General features: G+C 55.6%; 20 protein-coding genes. 7 read left to right on the top strand and 13 right to left on the bottom strand.

Annotated elements, in window-relative coordinates:
• Nucleotides 1–150 precede the first annotated feature (150 nt).
• Both OGY62_RS15915 and pdxK read right to left on the bottom strand, forming a co-directional pair.
• On the bottom strand, nt 151–390 hold the full coding sequence (locus tag OGY62_RS15915) for a hypothetical protein (protein ID WP_012131365.1): 240 nt from the start codon (nt 388–390) through the stop codon (nt 151–153).
• Nucleotides 387–1253: a pyridoxine/pyridoxal/pyridoxamine kinase gene (pdxK, locus tag OGY62_RS15910; protein WP_130028541.1), complete on the bottom strand. Its 867-nt coding sequence runs from the start codon at nt 1251–1253 to the stop codon at nt 387–389. Before pdxK ends, OGY62_RS15915 begins: the two co-directional genes overlap by 4 nt.
• A gap of 82 nt (nt 1254–1335) precedes the next feature.
• Between pdxK and ptsJ the strand changes: the two genes are divergently transcribed.
• Nucleotides 1336–2628, top strand: a complete 1293-nt coding sequence (gene ptsJ / locus OGY62_RS15905; RefSeq protein WP_286460274.1) for a MocR-like B6 salvage transcription factor PtsJ — start codon at nt 1336–1338, stop codon at nt 2626–2628.
• A gap of 13 nt (nt 2629–2641) precedes the next feature.
• Entirely contained in the window at nt 2642–3358 is a 717-nt protein-coding gene (locus OGY62_RS15900) for a type 1 glutamine amidotransferase (RefSeq protein WP_012131362.1), read from the top strand.
• Between the two features lie 90 nt (nt 3359–3448).
• On the opposite strand, the gene cysM is transcribed toward OGY62_RS15900, so the two are convergent.
• The 7 genes from cysM to murR form a co-directional block, all read right to left on the bottom strand.
• A complete protein-coding gene (cysM, locus tag OGY62_RS15895; protein ID WP_110494894.1) occupies nt 3449–4360 on the bottom strand; it encodes a cysteine synthase CysM in 912 nt (303 codons plus the stop codon).
• Between the two features lie 112 nt (nt 4361–4472).
• Entirely contained in the window at nt 4473–5570 is a 1098-nt protein-coding gene (cysA, locus tag OGY62_RS15890; protein WP_012131360.1) for a sulfate/thiosulfate ABC transporter ATP-binding protein CysA, read from the bottom strand.
• Nucleotides 5560–6435: a sulfate/thiosulfate ABC transporter permease CysW gene (gene cysW / locus OGY62_RS15885; protein WP_012131359.1), complete on the bottom strand. Its 876-nt coding sequence runs from the start codon at nt 6433–6435 to the stop codon at nt 5560–5562. Before cysW ends, cysA begins: the two co-directional genes overlap by 11 nt.
• Entirely contained in the window at nt 6435–7268 is an 834-nt protein-coding gene (cysT, locus tag OGY62_RS15880) for a sulfate/thiosulfate ABC transporter permease CysT (RefSeq protein WP_012131358.1), read from the bottom strand. The genes cysW and cysT overlap by 1 nt, the downstream gene beginning before the upstream one ends.
• Nucleotides 7268–8284 carry a thiosulfate/sulfate ABC transporter substrate-binding protein CysP gene (gene cysP, locus OGY62_RS15875; RefSeq protein ID WP_012131357.1) on the bottom strand — a complete coding sequence of 339 codons (1017 nt, stop codon included), beginning with the start codon at nt 8282–8284 and terminating at the stop codon, nt 7268–7270. The genes cysT and cysP overlap by 1 nt, the downstream gene beginning before the upstream one ends.
• Before the next feature lie 157 nt (nt 8285–8441).
• Nucleotides 8442–9233: an SDR family oxidoreductase UcpA gene (gene ucpA / locus OGY62_RS15870; RefSeq protein ID WP_012131356.1), complete on the bottom strand. Its 792-nt coding sequence runs from the start codon at nt 9231–9233 to the stop codon at nt 8442–8444.
• A 177-nt stretch (nt 9234–9410) separates the two neighbouring features.
• Nucleotides 9411–10274 (bottom strand): HTH-type transcriptional regulator MurR, encoded by an 864-nt coding sequence (murR, locus tag OGY62_RS15865; protein WP_012131355.1) that lies wholly within the window; start codon nt 10272–10274, stop codon nt 9411–9413.
• Between the two features lie 201 nt (nt 10275–10475).
• Between murR and OGY62_RS15860 the strand changes: the two genes are divergently transcribed.
• The 5 genes from OGY62_RS15860 to pbp4b are packed head-to-tail and all read left to right on the top strand — an operon-like array spanning nt 10476 to nt 15831.
• Nucleotides 10476–11561 (top strand): porin, encoded by a 1086-nt coding sequence (locus tag OGY62_RS15860; RefSeq protein WP_012131354.1) that lies wholly within the window; start codon nt 10476–10478, stop codon nt 11559–11561.
• 24 nt (nt 11562–11585) lie between these two features.
• Nucleotides 11586–12176 carry a DUF2057 family protein gene (locus tag OGY62_RS15855; protein WP_012131352.1) on the top strand — a complete coding sequence of 197 codons (591 nt, stop codon included), beginning with the start codon at nt 11586–11588 and terminating at the stop codon, nt 12174–12176.
• Between the two features lie 13 nt (nt 12177–12189).
• Nucleotides 12190–13086, top strand: a complete 897-nt coding sequence (gene murQ, locus OGY62_RS15850) for an N-acetylmuramic acid 6-phosphate etherase (RefSeq protein ID WP_071258026.1) — start codon at nt 12190–12192, stop codon at nt 13084–13086.
• Between the two features lie 5 nt (nt 13087–13091).
• Nucleotides 13092–14522 carry a PTS N-acetylmuramic acid transporter subunit IIBC gene (gene murP, locus OGY62_RS15845; RefSeq protein ID WP_060815889.1) on the top strand — a complete coding sequence of 477 codons (1431 nt, stop codon included), beginning with the start codon at nt 13092–13094 and terminating at the stop codon, nt 14520–14522.
• Nucleotides 14523–14526: 4 nt separating this feature from the next.
• Nucleotides 14527–15831, top strand: coding sequence for a penicillin binding protein PBP4B (gene pbp4b, locus OGY62_RS15840; protein WP_047462148.1), 1305 nt, complete (start codon nt 14527–14529; stop codon nt 15829–15831).
• A gap of 96 nt (nt 15832–15927) precedes the next feature.
• On the opposite strand, the gene yfeX is transcribed toward pbp4b, so the two are convergent.
• The 4 genes from yfeX to OGY62_RS15820 form a co-directional block, all read right to left on the bottom strand.
• Nucleotides 15928–16827, bottom strand: coding sequence for a porphyrinogen peroxidase (yfeX, locus tag OGY62_RS15835; protein ID WP_101744324.1), 900 nt, complete (start codon nt 16825–16827; stop codon nt 15928–15930).
• Between the two features lie 94 nt (nt 16828–16921).
• Nucleotides 16922–17497, bottom strand: a complete 576-nt coding sequence (locus OGY62_RS15830) for an RpoE-regulated lipoprotein (protein ID WP_058667849.1) — start codon at nt 17495–17497, stop codon at nt 16922–16924.
• A gap of 60 nt (nt 17498–17557) precedes the next feature.
• A complete protein-coding gene (locus OGY62_RS15825) occupies nt 17558–18007 on the bottom strand; it encodes a DUF2919 domain-containing protein (protein ID WP_198448642.1) in 450 nt (149 codons plus the stop codon).
• Nucleotides 17994–18419 (bottom strand): GNAT family acetyltransferase, encoded by a 426-nt coding sequence (locus tag OGY62_RS15820; protein ID WP_012131345.1) that lies wholly within the window; start codon nt 18417–18419, stop codon nt 17994–17996. The genes OGY62_RS15825 and OGY62_RS15820 overlap by 14 nt, the downstream gene beginning before the upstream one ends.
• Between the last annotated feature and the right edge of the window lie 60 nt (nt 18420–18479).

The raw sequence follows: 18479 nt of genomic DNA, 5'->3' as shown, positions 1-18479 counted from the left end.
TGATGGCGCTTCGCTTATCAGGCCTACAACAAAATATCGTATGCCGGATAAGGCGATGTTTGCCTGATGGCGCTGCGCTTATCAGGCCTACAACAAAATATCGCATGCCGGATAAGGCGTTTTTCGCCGCCATCCGGCATAGTTACGCGCTCACAACAGCGAGGTGACTGGACGATAGCACTTCTCGCGCATCAGGATCTTCATCCCTTCCGGCCCGCTTTCCAGCATCCGCTTCTCCGAGTCCGACACCAGCAATTCGCATTGATAGCCGCCCGCAATGCCGAACATCGCGCGCGCCACGCAGATATCCTCCAGCGCATCAAGCCCGCTCGTTTCAAAGTGACCAACTACACGCCCCTGCTGGCGAACCACCAGCCGATAACTCTTCATCGCGCCTCCCCTGCCGGTGGCAGAATCAACTCATCACACCCGCAGCGCTGCGTCCAGGTCATCACCTCCAGCACGCGCTCTGCGGCATATCGCGTCGCCGCCGTCAGCGCTTTCCCCTGCACAATACCGCTCACCAGTTCGGCGCAGAACAGATCGCCCGTCCCTTTTAAATCGGTTTCCACACGCGGGTGTTCAATCACATCCACGCCGCCGTTCGTCACCACCGCCACATTGATGGTATCCGCCGTCTGGCCTGGCGCACTGGTGATCACAATCCACTTCAGCGTGTCGGAGAGCAGCGATTTCGCCGCCGCAACCGCTTCATCCAGCGTGCCGCACGGTTTGCCGCTGAGCATCTCCAGCTCAAACACATTCGGCGTCAGCCCCTGCGCCAGCGGCAGCAGATAATGACGATACGCCTGCGGGATTTCCGCTTTCACATACATTCCGCTGTCCGTGTCGCCAATCACCGGATCAACCAGAATGCACACCTCAGGATGCGCGATCCGCACCGTTTCCAGCCATTTCGCCAGCAGAACGATTTGTTCCGCACTGCCCATATAGCCTGTCGTGACCGCTTTAAGCTCACGCAGCGCATCCCGTTCATTTAAGGCCTGAAGATAACCGCTGAACCAGTCGGCAGGAATAATGCCGCCGTAAAACGTTTCATAATGCGGCGTATTGCTGAACAGCACCGTGGGTACCGCCGTCACCCGCAAGCCCTGCGCTTTAATCGCCGGTACGGCAATACTGTTGCCTACGCTGCCGTACACCACCTGTGACTGAACGGCGACAATGTCGGTCTGTAAAGCCCGATGCTTATCGTCGAAGAGCACTGACTGTATTTCACTATCCTGCCCCATTTACCTCTCCTCTCACTGGACAGCGGGCTAACGCCTCACTATTATCGTCATATGCTAAAATTCATTTTGTCATAGGTCAATAATGATCGACGGAAAAACCGCCAGCGAAATCTTTGACAGTATTCGTCAGCATGTCACCACCGGCGCACTGGCGCCAGGGGAAACGCTGCCGCCGGTGCGGGAACTAGCATCGGAATTAAACGTGAACCGCAATACTGTCGCGGCGGCTTACAAACGGCTGGTGACATCCGGCCTGGCCCTGAGCCAGGGACGTAACGGTACGGTCATTAAAGGTGCGCCTTTTCCGCTCGCGCTGGAAGGAAGCAGCCCCGATACGCCGCTGACCGATCTTTCCGGCGGCAATCCCGATCCCCAACGGCTGCCCGATCTCAGCAGTTATTTTTCGACAATAAATAAGTCGCCGCGTCTTTACGGCGATGCGGCCGTTTCTCCCGCCCTTCACGCGTGGGCGAAGCAGTGGATGCAGGATGCCATACCTGGCGAAGGCGAGATTGATATCACCAGTGGGGCGATTGACGCCATCGAGCGTCTGCTGTGCGCCCATTTACTGCCGGGTGACAGCGTAGCGGTGGAAGATCCCTGCTTTTTAAGCAGCATCAGTATGCTGCGCTACGCCGGGTTTTCCGCCATCCCCGTCGGCGTCGATAGCGAAGGTATGCAGCCTGAGATGCTGGAACAGGCGCTGAAAAATGGCGCCCGCGCCGTCATTTTAACCCCGCGCGCCCACAATCCTACGGGGTGCAGTTTAAGCGCCTCCCGCGCCGCCGCGCTACAGAACATTGTGGCGAAATACCCACAAGCGCTGGTTATTATCGACGACCACTTTGCCCTGCTCTCTTCATCTCCCTGGCACCCGGTGATCGCCCCGGAGACGCTACACTGGTCAGTGGTTCGCTCGATGTCAAAGACGCTGGGGCCGGATCTGCGTCTTGCCATTGTCGCCAGCGATCCCGCCACCTCAGCCAGACTGCGCCTGCGCCTTAATTCCGGCAGTCAGTGGGTCAGCCATCTGTTGCAAGATTTAGTGCATGCCTGCCTGAGTGACAAAAACTATCAGCGAACGCTGGCGCAGACCCGGCAATTTTATGCTTCGCAGCAGCAGAAGCTGGCCTGCGCGCTCCAGCGAACCGGGCTTACACACGCCCCCGGCGATGGGCTGAATGCGTGGTTACCGTTGAAAAGCCACAGCCAGAGCATCGCGTTTATGCTGGCGAAAGCGGGCTGGCTGGTACGGGAAGGCGAAGCATTTGGCGTCAACGCGCCCGCCCACGGTCTGCGCATTACGCTGTCAACGTTGGGCGATGGTGATATCAACAAACTGGCGGCTGATATCCATCAGGCGTTAAAACGTTAACAGGAGAGAAAAAGTGCGAGTTCATTTTGTCGTTCATGAGTCTTTCGAATCTGCCGGAGCCTATCTGCAATGGGCTGAGGATCGCGGTTACCCCCTCTCCTGGTCCCGCGTGTATGCCGGTGAACCTGTCCCCGCCAATGCGGATGGTTTCGATATGCTGGTGGTGTTTGGCGGCCCGCAGTCACCGCGTACTACGCTCGAAGAGTGCCCGTATTTTGACTCTTTAGCGGAGCAGCGGCTTATTAATCAGGCGATCTCTGCGCGTCGTATTGTGATCGGCATCTGTCTTGGCTCCCAGTTGATTGGTGAGGCGCTGGGCGCAAAAGTACGCCAGAGCCCGGAAAAGGAGATCGGCCACTACCCGATTACGCTGACGGAAGCCGGGAAACAGAATCCGCTGCTCGCTCATTTCGGCTCTCCGCTTGTGGTCGGGCACTGGCACAACGATATGCCAGGGTTAACCGATCAGTCGGTCGTTCTCGCGACAAGCGAAGGATGTCCGCGCCAGATCGTGCAATACGGTAACGCCGTCTACGGTTTTCAGTGCCATATGGAGTTTACCGCCGAGGCGGTAGAAGGGCTGATCCAGCATTCAGAACAGGAACTGGCTGCGGCAAAAGGGAAGCGCTTTATTCGCTCGAACGCCGAAATGCGCGAGTGGAATTATCAGGAGATGAACGAGAAACTGTGGCGCTTCCTCGACCTGCTGGTGGAGAAACGTAACGCTTGACGTTGCAGGCCGGATAAGACGCTTTGCGTCGTCATCCGGCGATCATACTTTACGGTTGCCGGATGGCGCTACGCTTATCAGGCCTACAGGCTAAATCCCTGCCCCCTGGCTGAAGTGTTCTTCGCCAAAGACGCCGGTAGAAAGATAACGATCGCCGCGATCGCAGATGATCGCCACCACCACGGCCCCCGGCGTCGCGTGGGCAACGCGTAACGCACCGGCAACCGCGCCGCCGGAACTCACGCCGCAGAAAATACCTTCGCGTACCGCCAGTTCGCGCATGGTGTTTTCCGCCTCGCTCTGGTGAATATCCAGCACCTGATCCACAAGCTGAGCATTAAAAATACCCGGCATATATTCTGCGGGCCAGCGACGAATCCCCGGAATGCTGCTGCCCTCTTCCGGTTGCAGGCCAACAATCGTTACCGGTTTTTCCTGTTCGCGCAGGAAGCGCGACACACCGGTAATCGTGCCGGTTGTTCCCATACTGGAGACAAAGTGGGTGATGCGGCCTGAGGTTTGCTGCCAGATTTCCGGCCCGGTCGTGGTGTAGTGCGCGTAAGGGTTGTCGGGATTGTTAAACTGGTCGAGCAGCTTACCTTCGCCGCGTTCGGCCATTTCCAGCGCCAAATCGCGCGCGCCTTCCATCCCTTGCTCTTTAGACACCAGTATCAGATCCGCGCCATAGGCGCGCATCGCCGCGCGGCGCTCCTGGCTCATGTTGTCCGGCATCAGCAGTTTCATGCGATAGCCTTTCAGTGCGGCAATCATCGCCAACGCAATACCGGTATTGCCGCTGGTCGCTTCAATCAGCACATCGCCGGGCTTAATTTCCCCGCGCTTTTCCGCCTGGACGATCATCGACAGCGCCGCCCGGTCTTTCACTGACCCGGCAGGGTTATTGCCTTCCAGCTTGACCCAAATTTCACTGCCGTTATCCGGCGCCATCCGCTGCAATTTCACCAGAGGCGTATTGCCAATTGTTTGTTCTAATGTGTTCACTTCTCTGTCCAGTAAAAAGCCCGGTGGCGCTTCGCTTACCGGGCCGACGCAGATCATATTGTAGGCCGGGTCAGCGCAGCGCCACCCGGCAAAACTACGTGATATTAACCTATCAGGCCGATTCTGCCAGAGCAAGCTCCTCTTCGCGCGTCTCAATGCGCTGGTTGCCGTTGTACAACCGCGCATTTTGCAGCCCGACAAACAGCCGCTCGCCGCGCTGTGGGGGATTATCCCCCTGCATCACCACCGTCAGCGGTTCGTTATACCACCCCAGAGGCTGCACGACTAATTGGGTGTAGTGACCTTTCGGACTGGCCTCCAGCACCTGTACCGGCAGCGGGGAATCCAGACTGGTGCGGCGGCTGACATCCACCTCCCACGGACGCAGGAACAGATCGACCGCTCCCTGGTACGCTGGCGTATACCCCAGCGGCCAGCGATGCGCGCCAACGTGGAACTGACCGCCGCGAATCGTTCCCTGCAAACGGTTCACTTCGCCCATAAACTCCAGCACAAAGCGGGTGGCGGGTTCACGCCACACCTGATCCGGCGCATCGGCCTGTTCAATGTTGCCCTGGCTCATCACCACCACGCGATCCGCCACTTCCGTAGCCTCTTCCTGATCGTGGGTGACAAACACGCTGGTAAATTTCAACTCTTCATGCAACTGACGCAGCCAGCGGCGCAGCTCTTTACGCACCTGCGCATCAAGCGCGCCAAACGGTTCATCCAGCAGCAGGATCTGCGGCTCAACCGCTAACGCGCGCGCCAGCGCCACGCGCTGTTTCTGCCCGCCGGAAAGCTGTGCCGGAAAACGCTCCGCCAGATGGGCCAGTTGCACCATTTCCAGCAGTTTCGTCACTTTCGCTTTAATGGCCGCCGCATTCGGACGTTCGCGACGCGGCAGCACCGTCAGGCCAAAGGCGATATTGTCGAACACCGTCATATGACGAAACAGCGCATAGTGCTGAAAAACAAAGCCGACTTTACGATCGCGCGCGTGCAGACGGCTTACGTCTGTACCGTGAAAACGAATGTGCCCGCTGGTCTGATGCTCCAGCCCGGCAATAATACGCAGCAGCGTGGTTTTACCGGAACCGGACGGCCCCAGCAAGGCAACCATCTGACCTGAAGGAATATCCAGCGAGATATCGTTCAGCACCTGGGTGCGACCAAAAGACTTCTTAATATTGGCAATCTCAATGCTCATGATTTTCCTCCTGTTGCGCGCGTTTTTCCTGATTTTCCAGGCGCCATTGCAACATACTCTTCAAAAACAGGGTAATAATCGCCATCAGCGTCAGCAGCGCGGCGGCGGTAAAGGAGCCGACGGTGTTGTAGTCCTGCTCCAGTAATTCAATCTGTAACGGCAGCGACAGGGTTTCGCCGCGAATCGAGCCGGAAACCACCGACACCGCGCCGAACTCGCCAATGGCGCGCGCGTTGGTCAGCACCACGCCGTACAGCAGCGCCCAGCGAATATTAGGCAACGTAACGCGACGGAACATTTGCCAGCCGGAAGCGCCAAGCAGAATCGCCGCTTCATCTTCCTGGCTGCCCTGACTCAGCATAACCGGCACCAGTTCACGCACCACAAACGGACAGGTGACGAAAATAGTGACCAGCACCATCCCCGGCCAGGCGAACATAATTTGCAGGTTGTGCTCATCCAGCCAGTCGCCCAGCGGGCCGTTCGAGCCGTAAAACAGCAGGTAGACCAGACCGGCCACCACCGGCGAGACGGCAAACGGAATATCCAGCAGCGTCAGCAGCAGCTGGCGACCGGGAAAATTAAAGCGCGTCACCAGCCACGCCAGCAGAACGCCAAACACCAGGTTTACCGGTACGGCAATCAGCGCAATCAACACCGTCAGCCAGATCGCGTGCAGCATGTCCGGGTCGGCCAGATTCTGTAAGACCGGCATCAGCCCTTTGCTGAAGGCCTGTACGAAGATATAAATCATCGGCACCAGCAAAATAAACGCCGAAACCAGCATCCCGGTGCCAATCAGAAACCATTTTCCCCAGTTAATGCGGGGGGCGTCATAACGCTTCAATTGGGTAACTTCCGCCATTAGTGACCTACCACACGTCGACCAAAGCGACTTTGCAGGGTGTTAATCGAGAACAGCAGCAACAGCGACGCCGCGAGGATCACCGACGCAATCGCGCTGGCCGCCGGATAGTCAAACTCCTGCAAACGAACAAAAATCATCAGCGAGGTCACTTCGGTTTTCCACGCGATGTTCCCGGCAATAAAAATCACCGCGCCGAACTCGCCGAGGCTACGGGTAAACGAGAGCGCAATACCCGCCACCAGCGCAGGAGACAGCTCCGGCAACACCACTTTGCGGAAACTTTGCAGGCGCGTTGCGCCGAGCGTTTCCGCCGCTTCTTCATATTCCGGGCCTAACTCTTCCAGTACCGGCTGCACCGTGCGCACCACAAACGGGATGCTGGTAAAAGCCATCGCTACCGCGATGCCAAGCCAGGTGTAAGTCACTTTGATATCAAACTTCGCCAGCCATTCGCCGTAAAAACCGTTCACGGAAAACAATGACGCCAGAGTCAGACCCGCCACCGCCGTCGGCAGGGCAAACGGCAGATCCATCAGCGCATCCAGCAGCGTACGTCCTGGAAAGCGATAGCGGGTTAAGATCCACGCCATCAACAGGCCAAATACGCCGTTGAAGATTGATGCCACAAACGCCGACAACAGCGTGACCTTGTAGGCCGCTACCACCTGCGGGTTGGTGATAACCTCCCAGTATTGCGCCCAGCTCATTTGCGCCAGCTGCATCACCAGCGCGCTCAACGGAAGCAGCAATATCAGGCAGACGAACAACAGGCTGGTTCCGAGGCTTAAGGTAAAGCCGGGCAGCACACGTCTTGTCGATACTGCGAACATTACTTACGCCCCGCCGCCAACAGTTTGTCCAGTTCGCCGCCGCTGCCGAAGTGGGTTTTCATCACTTCCGGCCAGGAGCCAAACTGGTCTTCCACGCGGAACAGTTCGGTCTGTGGGAATTTATCTTTCAGTTTGTCCATCACTTCCGGGTTATTCACGCGGTAGTAGAAGTCGGTGATGATGGTCTGCGCCTGCGGGCTGTAGAGCCAGTTCAGATAAGCCTTCGCCGCTTTTTCAGTACCGTTGGCCTGTACGTTTTTATCCACCCATGCCACCGGGAATTCGGCCAGAATATTGGTTTTCGGGATAACGACTTCAAATCCCTGCGCTTCATACTGTTTACGGATGTTATTCACTTCCGATTCAAAGCTAATCAGCACATCGCCCAAGCCGCGTTCCGCAAAGGTGGTGGTCGCGCCGCGACCGCCGGTGTCAAACACTTCGACGTTCTTCAGGAACTGGGTCATAAACTGCTCGGTTTTGGCTTTGTCGCCACCGTCAGCTTTATCCGCCGCGCCCCATGCAGCCAGATAGGTGTAACGGGCATTGCCTGAGGTTTTCGGGTTCGGGAAAATCAGTTTTACATCGGAACGCACAAGGTCATTCCAGTCATGGATATTTTTCGGATTCCCTTTGCGCACCAGGAATCCCATCGTGGAATAGAACGGTGAGCTGTTATTCGGCAGACGGCTTTGCCAGTCGGCAGGGATCAGCTTGCCTTTGTCATGCAGGATCTGCACGTCCGTGACCTGGTTATAGGTCACTACGTCAGCTTTCAGCCCTTGCAGAATCGCCAGCGCTTGTTTTGACGAACCGGCGTGAGACTGCTTGATGGTCAGCTTATCGCCGCCGTTATCTTTCGCCCACTGCTGTTCAAACGGCGGATTAAGGGCGGCAAACAGTTCGCGAGAAACGTCGTATGAGCTGTTCAGCAGCTCTGTTGCCTGCGCCTGCGTGACCAACAACAGCATCGCGCTCAGCGCCAGGTATCTTTTTTTCAGTAAGTTAACAGCCATTGCGCACCCTTATAAATTTGATGACTTTCTTATGGTCATAATATTTATAACGGGTACGAAAGGAGTAACGGTTTTATATACCGTTTGATGATTTGAAAGTCGAAAAGGGAATAAGAGAATCCCTCCCCACATGCGGTGAGGAGGAAAGCGGCGTCAATCAGACGCCCACGCTCACGCTTTCAGGCAGCGTGCTGCCGCCATCAATCACGTTTTGCGTCCCGGTCAAATAGCTGGACTCATCCGACGCCAGGAAGGCCGCCAGTTCACCCACTTCGAGCGGACAGGCCAGACGGCGCATCGGGATCGCTTTCGCCATTTCGGTGAGTACCGATTCAGGATCGTCAGGATTAGACTGACGGGCGATATTTTCCGCCATCGGCGTGCGGACATAACCCGGACAGATTGCGTTCACACGAACGCCGGACTGCGCATACTCCACGGCCAGGGACTTGGTGAGTCCGATAATCGCCGCTTTAGACAGGGCATAAGCCGTTTCGCCTGGATCGGCCACCATATCCCCGGTCACGGAGGACATCATGACGATACGCCCATCTTTGCGTTCAACCATTTCCGGCAGAACGGCTTTTGTGACGTTCCAGACGCCTTTGATATTAATATCGATATGGAAATCGCGATCTTCTTCGCTCATGTCGAGGAAGTTGCCCAACCGGCAAACACCCGCATTGTTGACCAGAATATCAATTTTACCTTCTATCTTTTTCGCGCGCGCCACTGCCGCCGCGACCGATGCAAAATCCCTGACATCCGCTTTGATGGCGGTACAACGATGACCGCGTCCGCCCAGCTCATCCGCCAGTTTTTCCGCCTCATCGGAGATATCCAGCAAAATTAAATTCGCGCCGTGGCGAGCAAACACTCTGGCGATCCCCTCGCCAATGCCCTGTGACGCGCCGGTAATCAATGCCGTTTTGCCCGTGAGTTTACCCATTTCAATGTTCTCCTTTTCAGTCTGTTGCAGCGCATAAGCGGTGCGTCTTATGCGCTACTCTCGTCTCCAGCGAAACTACGATGAAGCCTTACACTCCATTAACATTGAAAATACAGAAAAAACAAATAAGTGCTGCGGAACAGCTCACTAATTAGGGTAAATCTTACGTAAAAGTCCCTAGCTCCTGCCTAAAAGATTAATCAGTTCGCTGCTGCGCTCAATCATACGAAGCGACTCAACATCATTGAGCTGCACCATGCCAACAAACAGCAGATCGGTCACCGAGTTCTGCGCGGTTCGGGTGGACATGGACGAACTGCGCCATTCGGTCTCACCGGATACGGTATCCAGCGTGTAATCGGCCAGCCGCCGCAGCGGAGAGTCCGTCAAAGAGGTGATCGCAATCACCGTCGCCCCCTGCTTACGCGCCGCTTCAGCGCAAAGCACGATCTCCTTTTTCGACCCGCTGTAGGAAATGGCTATTTGCACGTCCCCTTCCTGCAAGGCCTGAGCAATGGTTGCCTGCACATGGGTATCGACCTCGCAGGCCACGCGATAACCAATTTTCATCAGCTTGAAGGATAAATCCCGTCCTACCAGCGCCGAACCGCCGACGCCCGTAATCTGAATAAGCCGGGCCTTGCTGATCAGGTTAATCACCTGCTTCAGGCGATCGAAATCCATCAGACTACAGGTTTCCTCCAGCGCGAACATTTTTTCTCTGTTCAGCTTACGGGCAATCACCTCCAGGCTGTCTTCACTGGTAATCGTACTGTGCAGATGCAGCGCCGTGTCATGTTTCTTTTCCCGGTTGACGCTGTACTCCTCAATGAGCGCCATTCTGAGCTCGGTGAATCCCTTCGCGCCAAGCTTCTGGGCGAATTTCACAATACTGGACTGGCTGACTTCCAGCTGCTTCGCCAGATTGCGGGAAGAAACGGTTTTTAGCTCGCTGACATGAGCCAAAAGAAAGCTGGCAATTTTCTGTTCATTTTCCGTTAACTCTCCCTCTGCATTACGCATTTTCGCCAGATACAACATCGCTCTTCCGCTCCCGTCATCATGGAATCATTAATTCCAACGCACTGTTCGCAGGATAACACAACGCGGGTGAGAATTTGATAGCCCTCACAATATTTGTATTACGATTCAATGATTCTATTGTAAATATTTTTATGGAATATATGATTCCTTGCGTCTTTCATAGCAACAAAAAACTACACACAGAAAAGGATAATCATAATGAAACGTACTCTGAAGTCCCTGGCAATCTTTACTCTCCTCGCAACCAGCGCCAGCCATGCCGCCGTGATCTACCAGGCCAATGACGGATCGAATATCGATCTCTACGGGCGTCTCGGATTCAATATCTCTGACAAGAAATCAGGCGACACCTCGGGCGATTTTGACGCGCGTATCGGTTTCTCCGCCCGCCAGGCGATTAATGACAAGCTGGCCGTTATTGGTTTTACGCAGTATCAGGTAAATGCCGCAGAGTACGCGAACAACATCAGCGCGGAAAACCCGAATGACTTCACCGCGCGTTACGTCTGGGCAGGGATTGATTTTGCCGAATACGGCAAGCTGACCGGCGGGCGCGTGTCATCCGGCCTGATCATGTTCACGGATATCGGCGATGTGTTCGCCAGCTCCGATGTCGCAATGGCTCGCCAGGCAAACTTTGTTGACCCGACGGCAGTACAGGTTTTCCGTCAGGACGGCACCATTCAGTACCAGAACACATTCGGCAATTTTGATTTCTCTACCGCCTATATTCTGGGCAACAACACCTCCGATCTGGATTACGGTTATAATGCCGCCCTTCGCTATACGCTCGATATGGGCGATTTTGGCCGCCTCCAGCCGGTGATTGCCGGTCAGACAGAGAAAGCGAGCCATGACGATACATCCACGCTGTCGGATAATAATGTCGATAAGTACACCTTTTATGGCATCGGCACCCGCTACTACCTGGGCGATTTCATGTTCGGCCTGCTCTATGCCCAGGATAAAGTCACCTACCTCGACGGTTCTGCGGACAGCACCGATAAAGATTACGAAGCAACGCTGGTCTGGAACGTCAGCCCGGACTGGGCGTTACGTACCGGCTATCGCCATCTGAAAAATGAGGACGGCGACGGGCTGAAACTTCGCGACACCACCTTTGAAGCGCAGTACAAACTCACCGTTCGCAGTTCCATATTTGCGTCTTACTCCTGGCGTAATGGTGAAGAAGGGAAAAAACGGACGAACGGCAATGATGTCTCCTTTGGCGGCAGCAACCCGGCTGATGACTATTTCCACCTTGGCTTACGTTACGAATTCTGATTCCCCTTTTCCGGGAGAGTAAAAATGAAGAAATATTTTGTGTCCGCCGCAGCACTGTTGTTTTGCAGCCAGGCTTTTGCCGCTCCGCATCTCTTTATTGGCGATAACGTCAGCGTGCTGGCGGCCCGTTCGGCAAAAGTCAGTATTTTTAGTAAAGACGTGGCGCTGCCAGACGGCGCTCAAAAAATGGTGGTGAAGTTCGACAGTCCAGCAAATCCTGAATCGGTGAACAATAACCGGGGCCGCGTGACGTCTAACCCGTATATCATCTCGTTTAACGCTTCCGGCAATGTGGATCTGCAACTGTCTGCGGGAAAACCGCTGGACGAAAAAGAAGCCAGTCAGATGGCGCAAAAACCGGTATTCACCCTGACGGCGGCCGGGAAACCCGTACCGTTTGATATCAAAATTCTCGACCGTGACAGCATCACCGTGTTCACCGACCTGAGCGCCATCGTCAACGATGACAGCACGATGATACCTTCTCCGGCGCGCTCCGCTTCCCCGGCGGCGCCCGCCACTTCGCATGACCAGCTCTCCCAGCTACAGCAACTGTATCTGAAAGCTGACGACACCCAGAAAAAAGCATTCCTGAAATGGGCGCTAAACCTGTAAGGCTGTAAGTAATATGCAACTTGAAAATATGATTACCGAAGGTGTTAACCGCGCCTCTTTTGAGATTGACCGGGCTTCCACCCTCGATATGTGCCGCATCATTAATGATGAAGATAAAACGGTTCCACTCGCCGTGGAGCAGGTTCTGCCCGAGATCGCCGCGGCTATCGACATCATTTATGCGCAGGTCAGCGCTGGCGGGCGGCTGATTTATACCGGCGCCGGAACGTCCGGTCGCCTGGGTATCCTTGACGCCAGCGAATGCCCCCCGACCTATGGCGTGGAATCAGGCCTGGTTATCGGTTTGATCGCCGGTGGCGAGCGCGCGATACAGCATGCGATTGAAGGCGCGGAAGACAACCGCGAGCTTGGGGTCAACGACCTGAAAGCCCTCGCACTCAATGAAAGAGATGTGGTTGTGGGCATTGCGGCCAGCGGTCGCACGCCGTATGTGATTGCCGGTCTGGAATATGCCCGTACGCTCGGCTGCCGGACGATCGGGATCTCCTGCAATCCGGGGAGCGCCGTAGCAAAGGCGGCGGAGCTTGCCATCACGCCCGTTGTCGGCGCCGAAGTGGTGAGCGGTTCTTCCCGTATGAAGGCGGGCACCGCGCAGAAGCTGATTCTCAACATGCTGTCCACCGGCCTGATGATTAAATCCGGCAAGGTGTTTGGCAACCTGATGGTGGATGTTGTCGCCACGAACGAAAAACTCAACGTGCGTCAGGTAAATATTGTGAAAAATGCGACAGGCTGCACCGGGCAACAGGCTGAAGCCGCGCTGATGGCCTGTGGCCGTCACTGCAAAACCGCTATCGTCATGCTACTGAAAAACCTCAACGCAACAGAAGCCAGTCTGCGTCTTGAGCAACATGGCGGCTTCATTCGCCAGGTACTGGAAGAGGAATAAAGCGAATGGCAAAAGAAATCAGTAATGATCTCCTGAATACGATTATCTCCCGGGTCGGTGGCCCGGGTAATATTGCCACCTGCGGGAACTGCATGACCCGTTTACGCCTGGCGGTACATGACAGCGATCGGGTCGATCCGGCGATTAAAACGCTCGAAGGCGTGAAAGGCGTGGTCCTCTCGAATAACCAGGTGCAGGTCATTTTTGGCCCCGGTAAAGCGCAGCGGGCGGCAGATGCCATGAATGCGCTACTGAGCGACAACAGCGGCGCCGTCACGCAGGCGGCAGATATCGCCGCCAAAACCAAAAGCCAGCTAAAAGCGAAACAAACCTCAGGCATTCAGCAATTCCTGTCGAAGTTCGCCACTATTTTTACGCCGCTCATTCCCGGTTTTATTGCTGCGGGTCTGCTGCTGGGGATTGCCACGCTGCTGGGTACGGTATTGCACGTTCCGGCCGATGCGCAAGGTATGCTTCCCGACGCCCTGAACTTTATGAAAGTATTCAGTAAAGGGCTGTTTACCTTTCTGGTCATTCTTATTGGCTATAACGCCGCGCAGGCTTTCGGTGGCACCGGCGTTAACGGGGCGATCATCGCCTCGCTGTTCCTGTTGGGATACAACCCTGCCGCCACCACGGGCTATTTCTCCGGTATTGAGGACTTCTTTGGCCTGCCGATCGACCCGCGCGGCAACATTATCGGCGTACTGATCGCCGCCTGGGCCAGCGCGCGTATTGAGGGCTTTATCCGACGCTTTATGCCCGACGATCTGGACATGCTGCTGACCTCCATGTTAACCCTGCTGGTCACCGCCGCACTGGCCTACCTGATCATCATGCCGCTGGGCGGCTGGCTGTTCGAAGGGATGTCATGGCTCTTTATCCACCTCAACAGCAACCCGCTGGGCTGCGCCGTTCTGGCGGGTCTGTTTCTTGTTTCGGTGGTGTTTGGCGTCCATCAGGGCTTCATTCCCGTCTATCTGGCATTAATGAGTAGCCAGGGATTCAACAGCCTGTTCCCTATTCTTTCTATGGCGGGCGCAGGTCAGGTCGGCGCCGCACTGGCGCTCTACTGGCGAGCAGAAAAACACAGCGTGTTACGCAGCCAGGTTCGCGGGGCGATTATTCCCGGCTTACTCGGTGTTGGCGAACCGCTGATTTACGGCGTTACGCTGCCACGAATGAAACCGTTTATCACCGCCTGCCTCGGCGGCGCTGCCGGGGGGCTGTTCATCGGCTTAGTGGCCTGGTCGGGTCTGCCGATGGGCTTAAACAGCGCCTTTGGCCCATCCGGTCTGGTGGCGCTGCCGTTAATGACGTCCGCGCAAGGTATTCTGCCCGCAATGGCGGTATATGCCGGAGGAATGCTGATTGCGTATCTTGGCGGATTTATTTTTACCGCTCTCTTTGGCTGCCGTAATGTGAATCTGGACTAATACCATGAAAATGACATTACTTTTTGCTTCCCTGCTGGCGCTCAGTTGCACTGCCAGCGCCGCGCCATTTCCGGTATTGACTGACGCCGCGCCGGAAAAAGCAGGATTTAATATTGAACGGCTTAACGCGCTGGATAACTGGATAGCGCAACAGGTTGATGCCGGTTATCCGAGCGTTAACCTGCTCATTATTAAAGACAGTCATATTGTTTATCGTAAGGCCTGGGGTCAGGCTAAAAAATATGACGGCAGCGTCCTGATGTCTCATCCCGTCAAGGCAACCACTGACACCCTGTACGACCTGGCATCAAATACAAAAATGTATGCCACGAACTTTGCCCTGCAAAAACTGATGTCAGAGGGCAAATTACAGCCGGACGATCTTATCTCGAAATATATTCCCGATTTTGGCGATCGTCCGGGGGATGCGATTAAAGGGAAAAGCACGTTACGCATTGCGGATTTGCTGCATCATTCCGGCGGTTTCCCTGCTGACCCGCAATACCCGAACCAGGCCGTCGCGGGCGAGTTGTATTCGCAGGATAAAGCCACCACGCTGGAGATGATCAAACGCACGCCGCTGGCGTACCGCCCCGGCACGAAACACATCTACAGCGATGTGGATTATATGCTGCTTGGGTTTATCGTGGAGTCCGTGACGGGCCAGCCGCTCGATCGTTATGTTGAAGAGAACCTCTATCGCCCGCTCGGTTTAACGCATACGGTCTTTAACCCGCTACAGAAAGGCTTCCGCCAACAGCAGATCGCCGCGACGGAACTGAACGGCAATACCCGGGATGGCGTGATTCATTTCCCCAATATCCGCACGACCACCCTATGGGGCCAGGTGCATGATGAAAAAGCATTCTACTCGATGGGCGGTGTTTCAGGACATGCGGGACTGTTTTCGAATACCGGCGATATTGCGGTACTGATGCAGACCATGCTGAATGGCGGAGGGTACGGTAACGTGACGCTGTTCAGCCCGGAAACCGTGAAAATGTTCACGCAATCCTCGCCGGAGGATGCCACGTTTGGTCTCGGCTGGCGCGTTAACGGCAATGCGTCCATGACGCCGACATTCGGCACGCTGGCCAGCGCGCAGGCATACGGCCATACCGGATGGACAGGGACGCTGACCGTTATCGACCCGGCCAATCAGATGGCGATTGTGATGCTGAGCAACAAACCGCACTCGCCCGTCGCCGACCCGCAAAAGAACCCGAATATGTTTAACAGCGGGTTGATGCCGATAGCCACATACGGTTGGGTGGTGGATCAGATATACGCGGCGTTAAAACATGAGTAACCGATAAGGCAGGACTGCCGGGGGCGCTTCGCTTGCCCGGCCTACAAAAAGTCTCTGTAGGCCGGGTAAAACGACGCCGCCATCCGGCAAAAGAAATTACAGCGCCATCAATCTGTCCAGAGACGGTGCGAAGTAATAGCCGCCCGTCACTGGCTTCGTGAAGCGCAGCATGGCGTCACGCTTCCCATCGGTATCGCCAAACATGCTCAGCAACTGCTGCTCAATATTGTACAGACGCGCGCAGTAAGCGCAGAAATAAAGGCCGTGGGTGCCGCTGGCCGTACCGTATGGCAGGCTCTGGCGCACAATTTTCAGCCCTTTGCCGTCTTCTTTCAGATCCACGCGGGTCAGGTGAGACGTGACCGGACGGTCATCGCCATCGATCTCTTCGTTGGCTTCTTTAGTACGACCAATCATCATCTCCTGGTCGTGAACGCTCATGCGGTTGAGCTGCGTCAGGTTGTGTTCCCAACGCTGAACGAACACGTAGCTGCCGCCCGCATCCACGCCGTCTTTGATGACCGCGACTTCGCGGCGAACCTCTTCTCCCGCCGGGTTTTCCGTCCCGTCAACGAAGCCGCTGAGATCGCGTTCTTCCACCCAACGGAAACCGTGGACTTCTTCCTGCACCTCGATGCACTCGCCAAAAGCCGCCATTGCCGCCTGCGCGACAGAGAAGTTCACGTCGTGACGCAGTGAAAGAATGTGGATCAGCACATCGTACTGGGTTGCTGGCGCCAGACCTTTACCGTAAGGGATAAAATCTTTCAGCTCTTCAGCCCCAACGCCGCCGCTCAGGGCGCGCCAGGTGTTGTTGCCAAATGCGACAACCGCGCCCAGATGCGCGTCAGGGAATTTCGCTTCGAAGGTTGCCAGTTTATCGGCAAACGCTTTGCTGGCCGCACGCAGGGCATCGACATCCCCTTTTACATTGGCTTCAATCCAAATCGCCGCGCGGCAGTGTTCTGGCAAAATGCCACTTTGAACCTGAGACATTGTTCCTCCTGAAAAATAAGAATGCCACGGCTGCGTGGCATTGATGGGCGTATTGTACCCGTTTTTTCAGCGAGGCGGTTTGTTCAGACGCAAATTAACGGCGCCAGATGATTTTGCTCACTTTCCAGTTCTTCAGCGTGTCGTCAGGAGGCATTAACCCTTCCGGGCCGTTCCACTCGCCGGAGAACAGATAGCTAATATGTTGACTGTCTTGTGCTTTACACTCGACCGACGCGCTGTCATCGCCCGTCGCTTTCTGGCAGTTACCGAAGGCTTTGCTGTAAAGGTCGCTAAACGGCGTACCGATTTCAACGCCTGCCTGCGATGGAATATCGCTGTCCAGCACATCAATACGGCTGATGGTTCCCTGGTCGCCATTGATAACCAGCGCAACCTTGTCCTCTTTCATCGCTTCAAAAAAACGCACCACGTTGCCGTTCTGGGTTTTCATTCCGCTACGCAGGCGATAGCCGCCATCCAGCGCGTCAGTAATCGCTTTTTCATCCAGCGGCGTGGAGGCAGTTAATGCCCCAACGCCCTGCTCAGTGACCTCTGTCGACGAGCCAAACCAGTTCCACGGATTCGCAGCAGACCAGTTCACCGACGAGAGGGTTGAACAGCCGCTCAGCACCAGCGGCATTGCGCATAAAATCAAACGCAGCGATTTCATCTCACTTCCTTTCTTTATTAATCAACGTTGTTTGGAGTCCGGTTTCGCCAAAAAGTGCCGTTATTCTTTTGCCGGCGCAAAGCAGGCGCGTAAACGGCGGTTAGAGAGCAACCAGATAAGCGCGACAATATCGGCCACCACCAGCGCCAGCCCGATGCCGTTTACCGGTTCACCATACAGCCACAGCACCGGTTGCCAGCAGAGCAGAACGCCCTGCGCCAGAATCAATAAGCCGCGCAGCCCGCGCCACAGCAACGGGAAAGCGTCGCGCCGCCCGCTCAGTAAAAACGCCAGTACCGCCGGGACGCCGGGCAACAACCCCAGCCAGAACGTATCGTGATCGGGATAAAACAGATTCAGCAGCGTATCGCCCTGCTCGCGGGAGGAGCCAGCAATCACAAACAGCACCCAGGTACGCGCCTGAAGCAGCAGCACGCACCAGAACAGAAAAGGCAGGCGCAAGCGCCCATGACCGTCGTAGTCAGCAGGATGAAACTCAGTACTCTTCATCTTCAATCAGACGCTTGCCCAGACTTAACGCGTCCGAATGTTCATAACCCAGGCGCTCGTACATGCCCAGTACAATGTCGTTGTCTTCCCGCACCATGATTTGGATTTTCGGGCAGCCGCGAGCAATGAGCTTTTTCTCCAGCCGGTTCAACAGCGCGTTGGCGATGCCACGACCGCGAAACTCCGGGTGTACGCCAAGATAATAGGCAGAACCCCGATGGCCGTCATAGCCGCCCATGACCGTACCGACCACCTCGCCATTCACCTCAGCGACCAGGAACAAGCTGACGTCATGGTTCAGCTTACGTTCGATATCCATTTCAGGATCGTTCCACGGACGCAGCAAATCGCAGCGCTCCCAGAGGGTGATCACCTCTTCGAAATCTTCCTGGCGAAAAACGCGTATCTCCATGGTATTGAGACCCTTTTCAAGGTTAAAACTCCGATTATGGCGCGAACGACTGATTTAGCC

The organism is Citrobacter sp. CK198, assembly GCF_030333295.1.
Classification (GTDB): Bacteria; Pseudomonadota; Gammaproteobacteria; order Enterobacterales; family Enterobacteriaceae; genus Citrobacter_B; species Citrobacter_B koseri.
The sequence above is the reverse complement of the archived record's forward strand: the minus strand, read 5'-3'. Positions and strand labels throughout refer to the sequence as shown.

What these genes read in the sequence shown, in the direction of transcription:
- OGY62_RS15915 (WP_012131365.1), bottom strand. Translation starts at nt 390, where the DNA reads ATGAAGAGTTATCGGCTGGTGGTTCGCCAGCAGGGGCGTGTAGTTGGT.
- pdxK (WP_130028541.1), bottom strand. Translation starts at nt 1,253, where the DNA reads ATGGGGCAGGATAGTGAAATACAGTCAGTGCTCTTCGACGATAAGCAT.
- ptsJ (WP_286460274.1), top strand. Translation starts at nt 1,336, where the DNA reads ATGATCGACGGAAAAACCGCCAGCGAAATCTTTGACAGTATTCGTCAG.
- cysA (WP_012131360.1), bottom strand. Translation starts at nt 5,570, where the DNA reads ATGAGCATTGAGATTGCCAATATTAAGAAGTCTTTTGGTCGCACCCAG.
- cysW (WP_012131359.1), bottom strand. Translation starts at nt 6,435, where the DNA reads ATGGCGGAAGTTACCCAATTGAAGCGTTATGACGCCCCCCGCATTAAC.
- cysT (WP_012131358.1), bottom strand. Translation starts at nt 7,268, where the DNA reads ATGTTCGCAGTATCGACAAGACGTGTGCTGCCCGGCTTTACCTTAAGC.
- cysP (WP_012131357.1), bottom strand. Translation starts at nt 8,284, where the DNA reads ATGGCTGTTAACTTACTGAAAAAAAGATACCTGGCGCTGAGCGCGATG.
- ucpA (WP_012131356.1), bottom strand. Translation starts at nt 9,233, where the DNA reads ATGGGTAAACTCACGGGCAAAACGGCATTGATTACCGGCGCGTCACAG.
- murR (WP_012131355.1), bottom strand. Translation starts at nt 10,274, where the DNA reads ATGTTGTATCTGGCGAAAATGCGTAATGCAGAGGGAGAGTTAACGGAA.
- OGY62_RS15860 (WP_012131354.1), top strand. Translation starts at nt 10,476, where the DNA reads ATGAAACGTACTCTGAAGTCCCTGGCAATCTTTACTCTCCTCGCAACC.
- OGY62_RS15855 (WP_012131352.1), top strand. Translation starts at nt 11,586, where the DNA reads ATGAAGAAATATTTTGTGTCCGCCGCAGCACTGTTGTTTTGCAGCCAG.
- murQ (WP_071258026.1), top strand. Translation starts at nt 12,190, where the DNA reads ATGCAACTTGAAAATATGATTACCGAAGGTGTTAACCGCGCCTCTTTT.
- murP (WP_060815889.1), top strand. Translation starts at nt 13,092, where the DNA reads ATGGCAAAAGAAATCAGTAATGATCTCCTGAATACGATTATCTCCCGG.
- pbp4b (WP_047462148.1), top strand. Translation starts at nt 14,527, where the DNA reads ATGAAAATGACATTACTTTTTGCTTCCCTGCTGGCGCTCAGTTGCACT.
- yfeX (WP_101744324.1), bottom strand. Translation starts at nt 16,827, where the DNA reads ATGTCTCAGGTTCAAAGTGGCATTTTGCCAGAACACTGCCGCGCGGCG.
- OGY62_RS15830 (WP_058667849.1), bottom strand. Translation starts at nt 17,497, where the DNA reads ATGAAATCGCTGCGTTTGATTTTATGCGCAATGCCGCTGGTGCTGAGC.
- OGY62_RS15825 (WP_198448642.1), bottom strand. Translation starts at nt 18,007, where the DNA reads ATGAAGAGTACTGAGTTTCATCCTGCTGACTACGACGGTCATGGGCGC.
- OGY62_RS15820 (WP_012131345.1), bottom strand. Translation starts at nt 18,419, where the DNA reads ATGGAGATACGCGTTTTTCGCCAGGAAGATTTCGAAGAGGTGATCACC.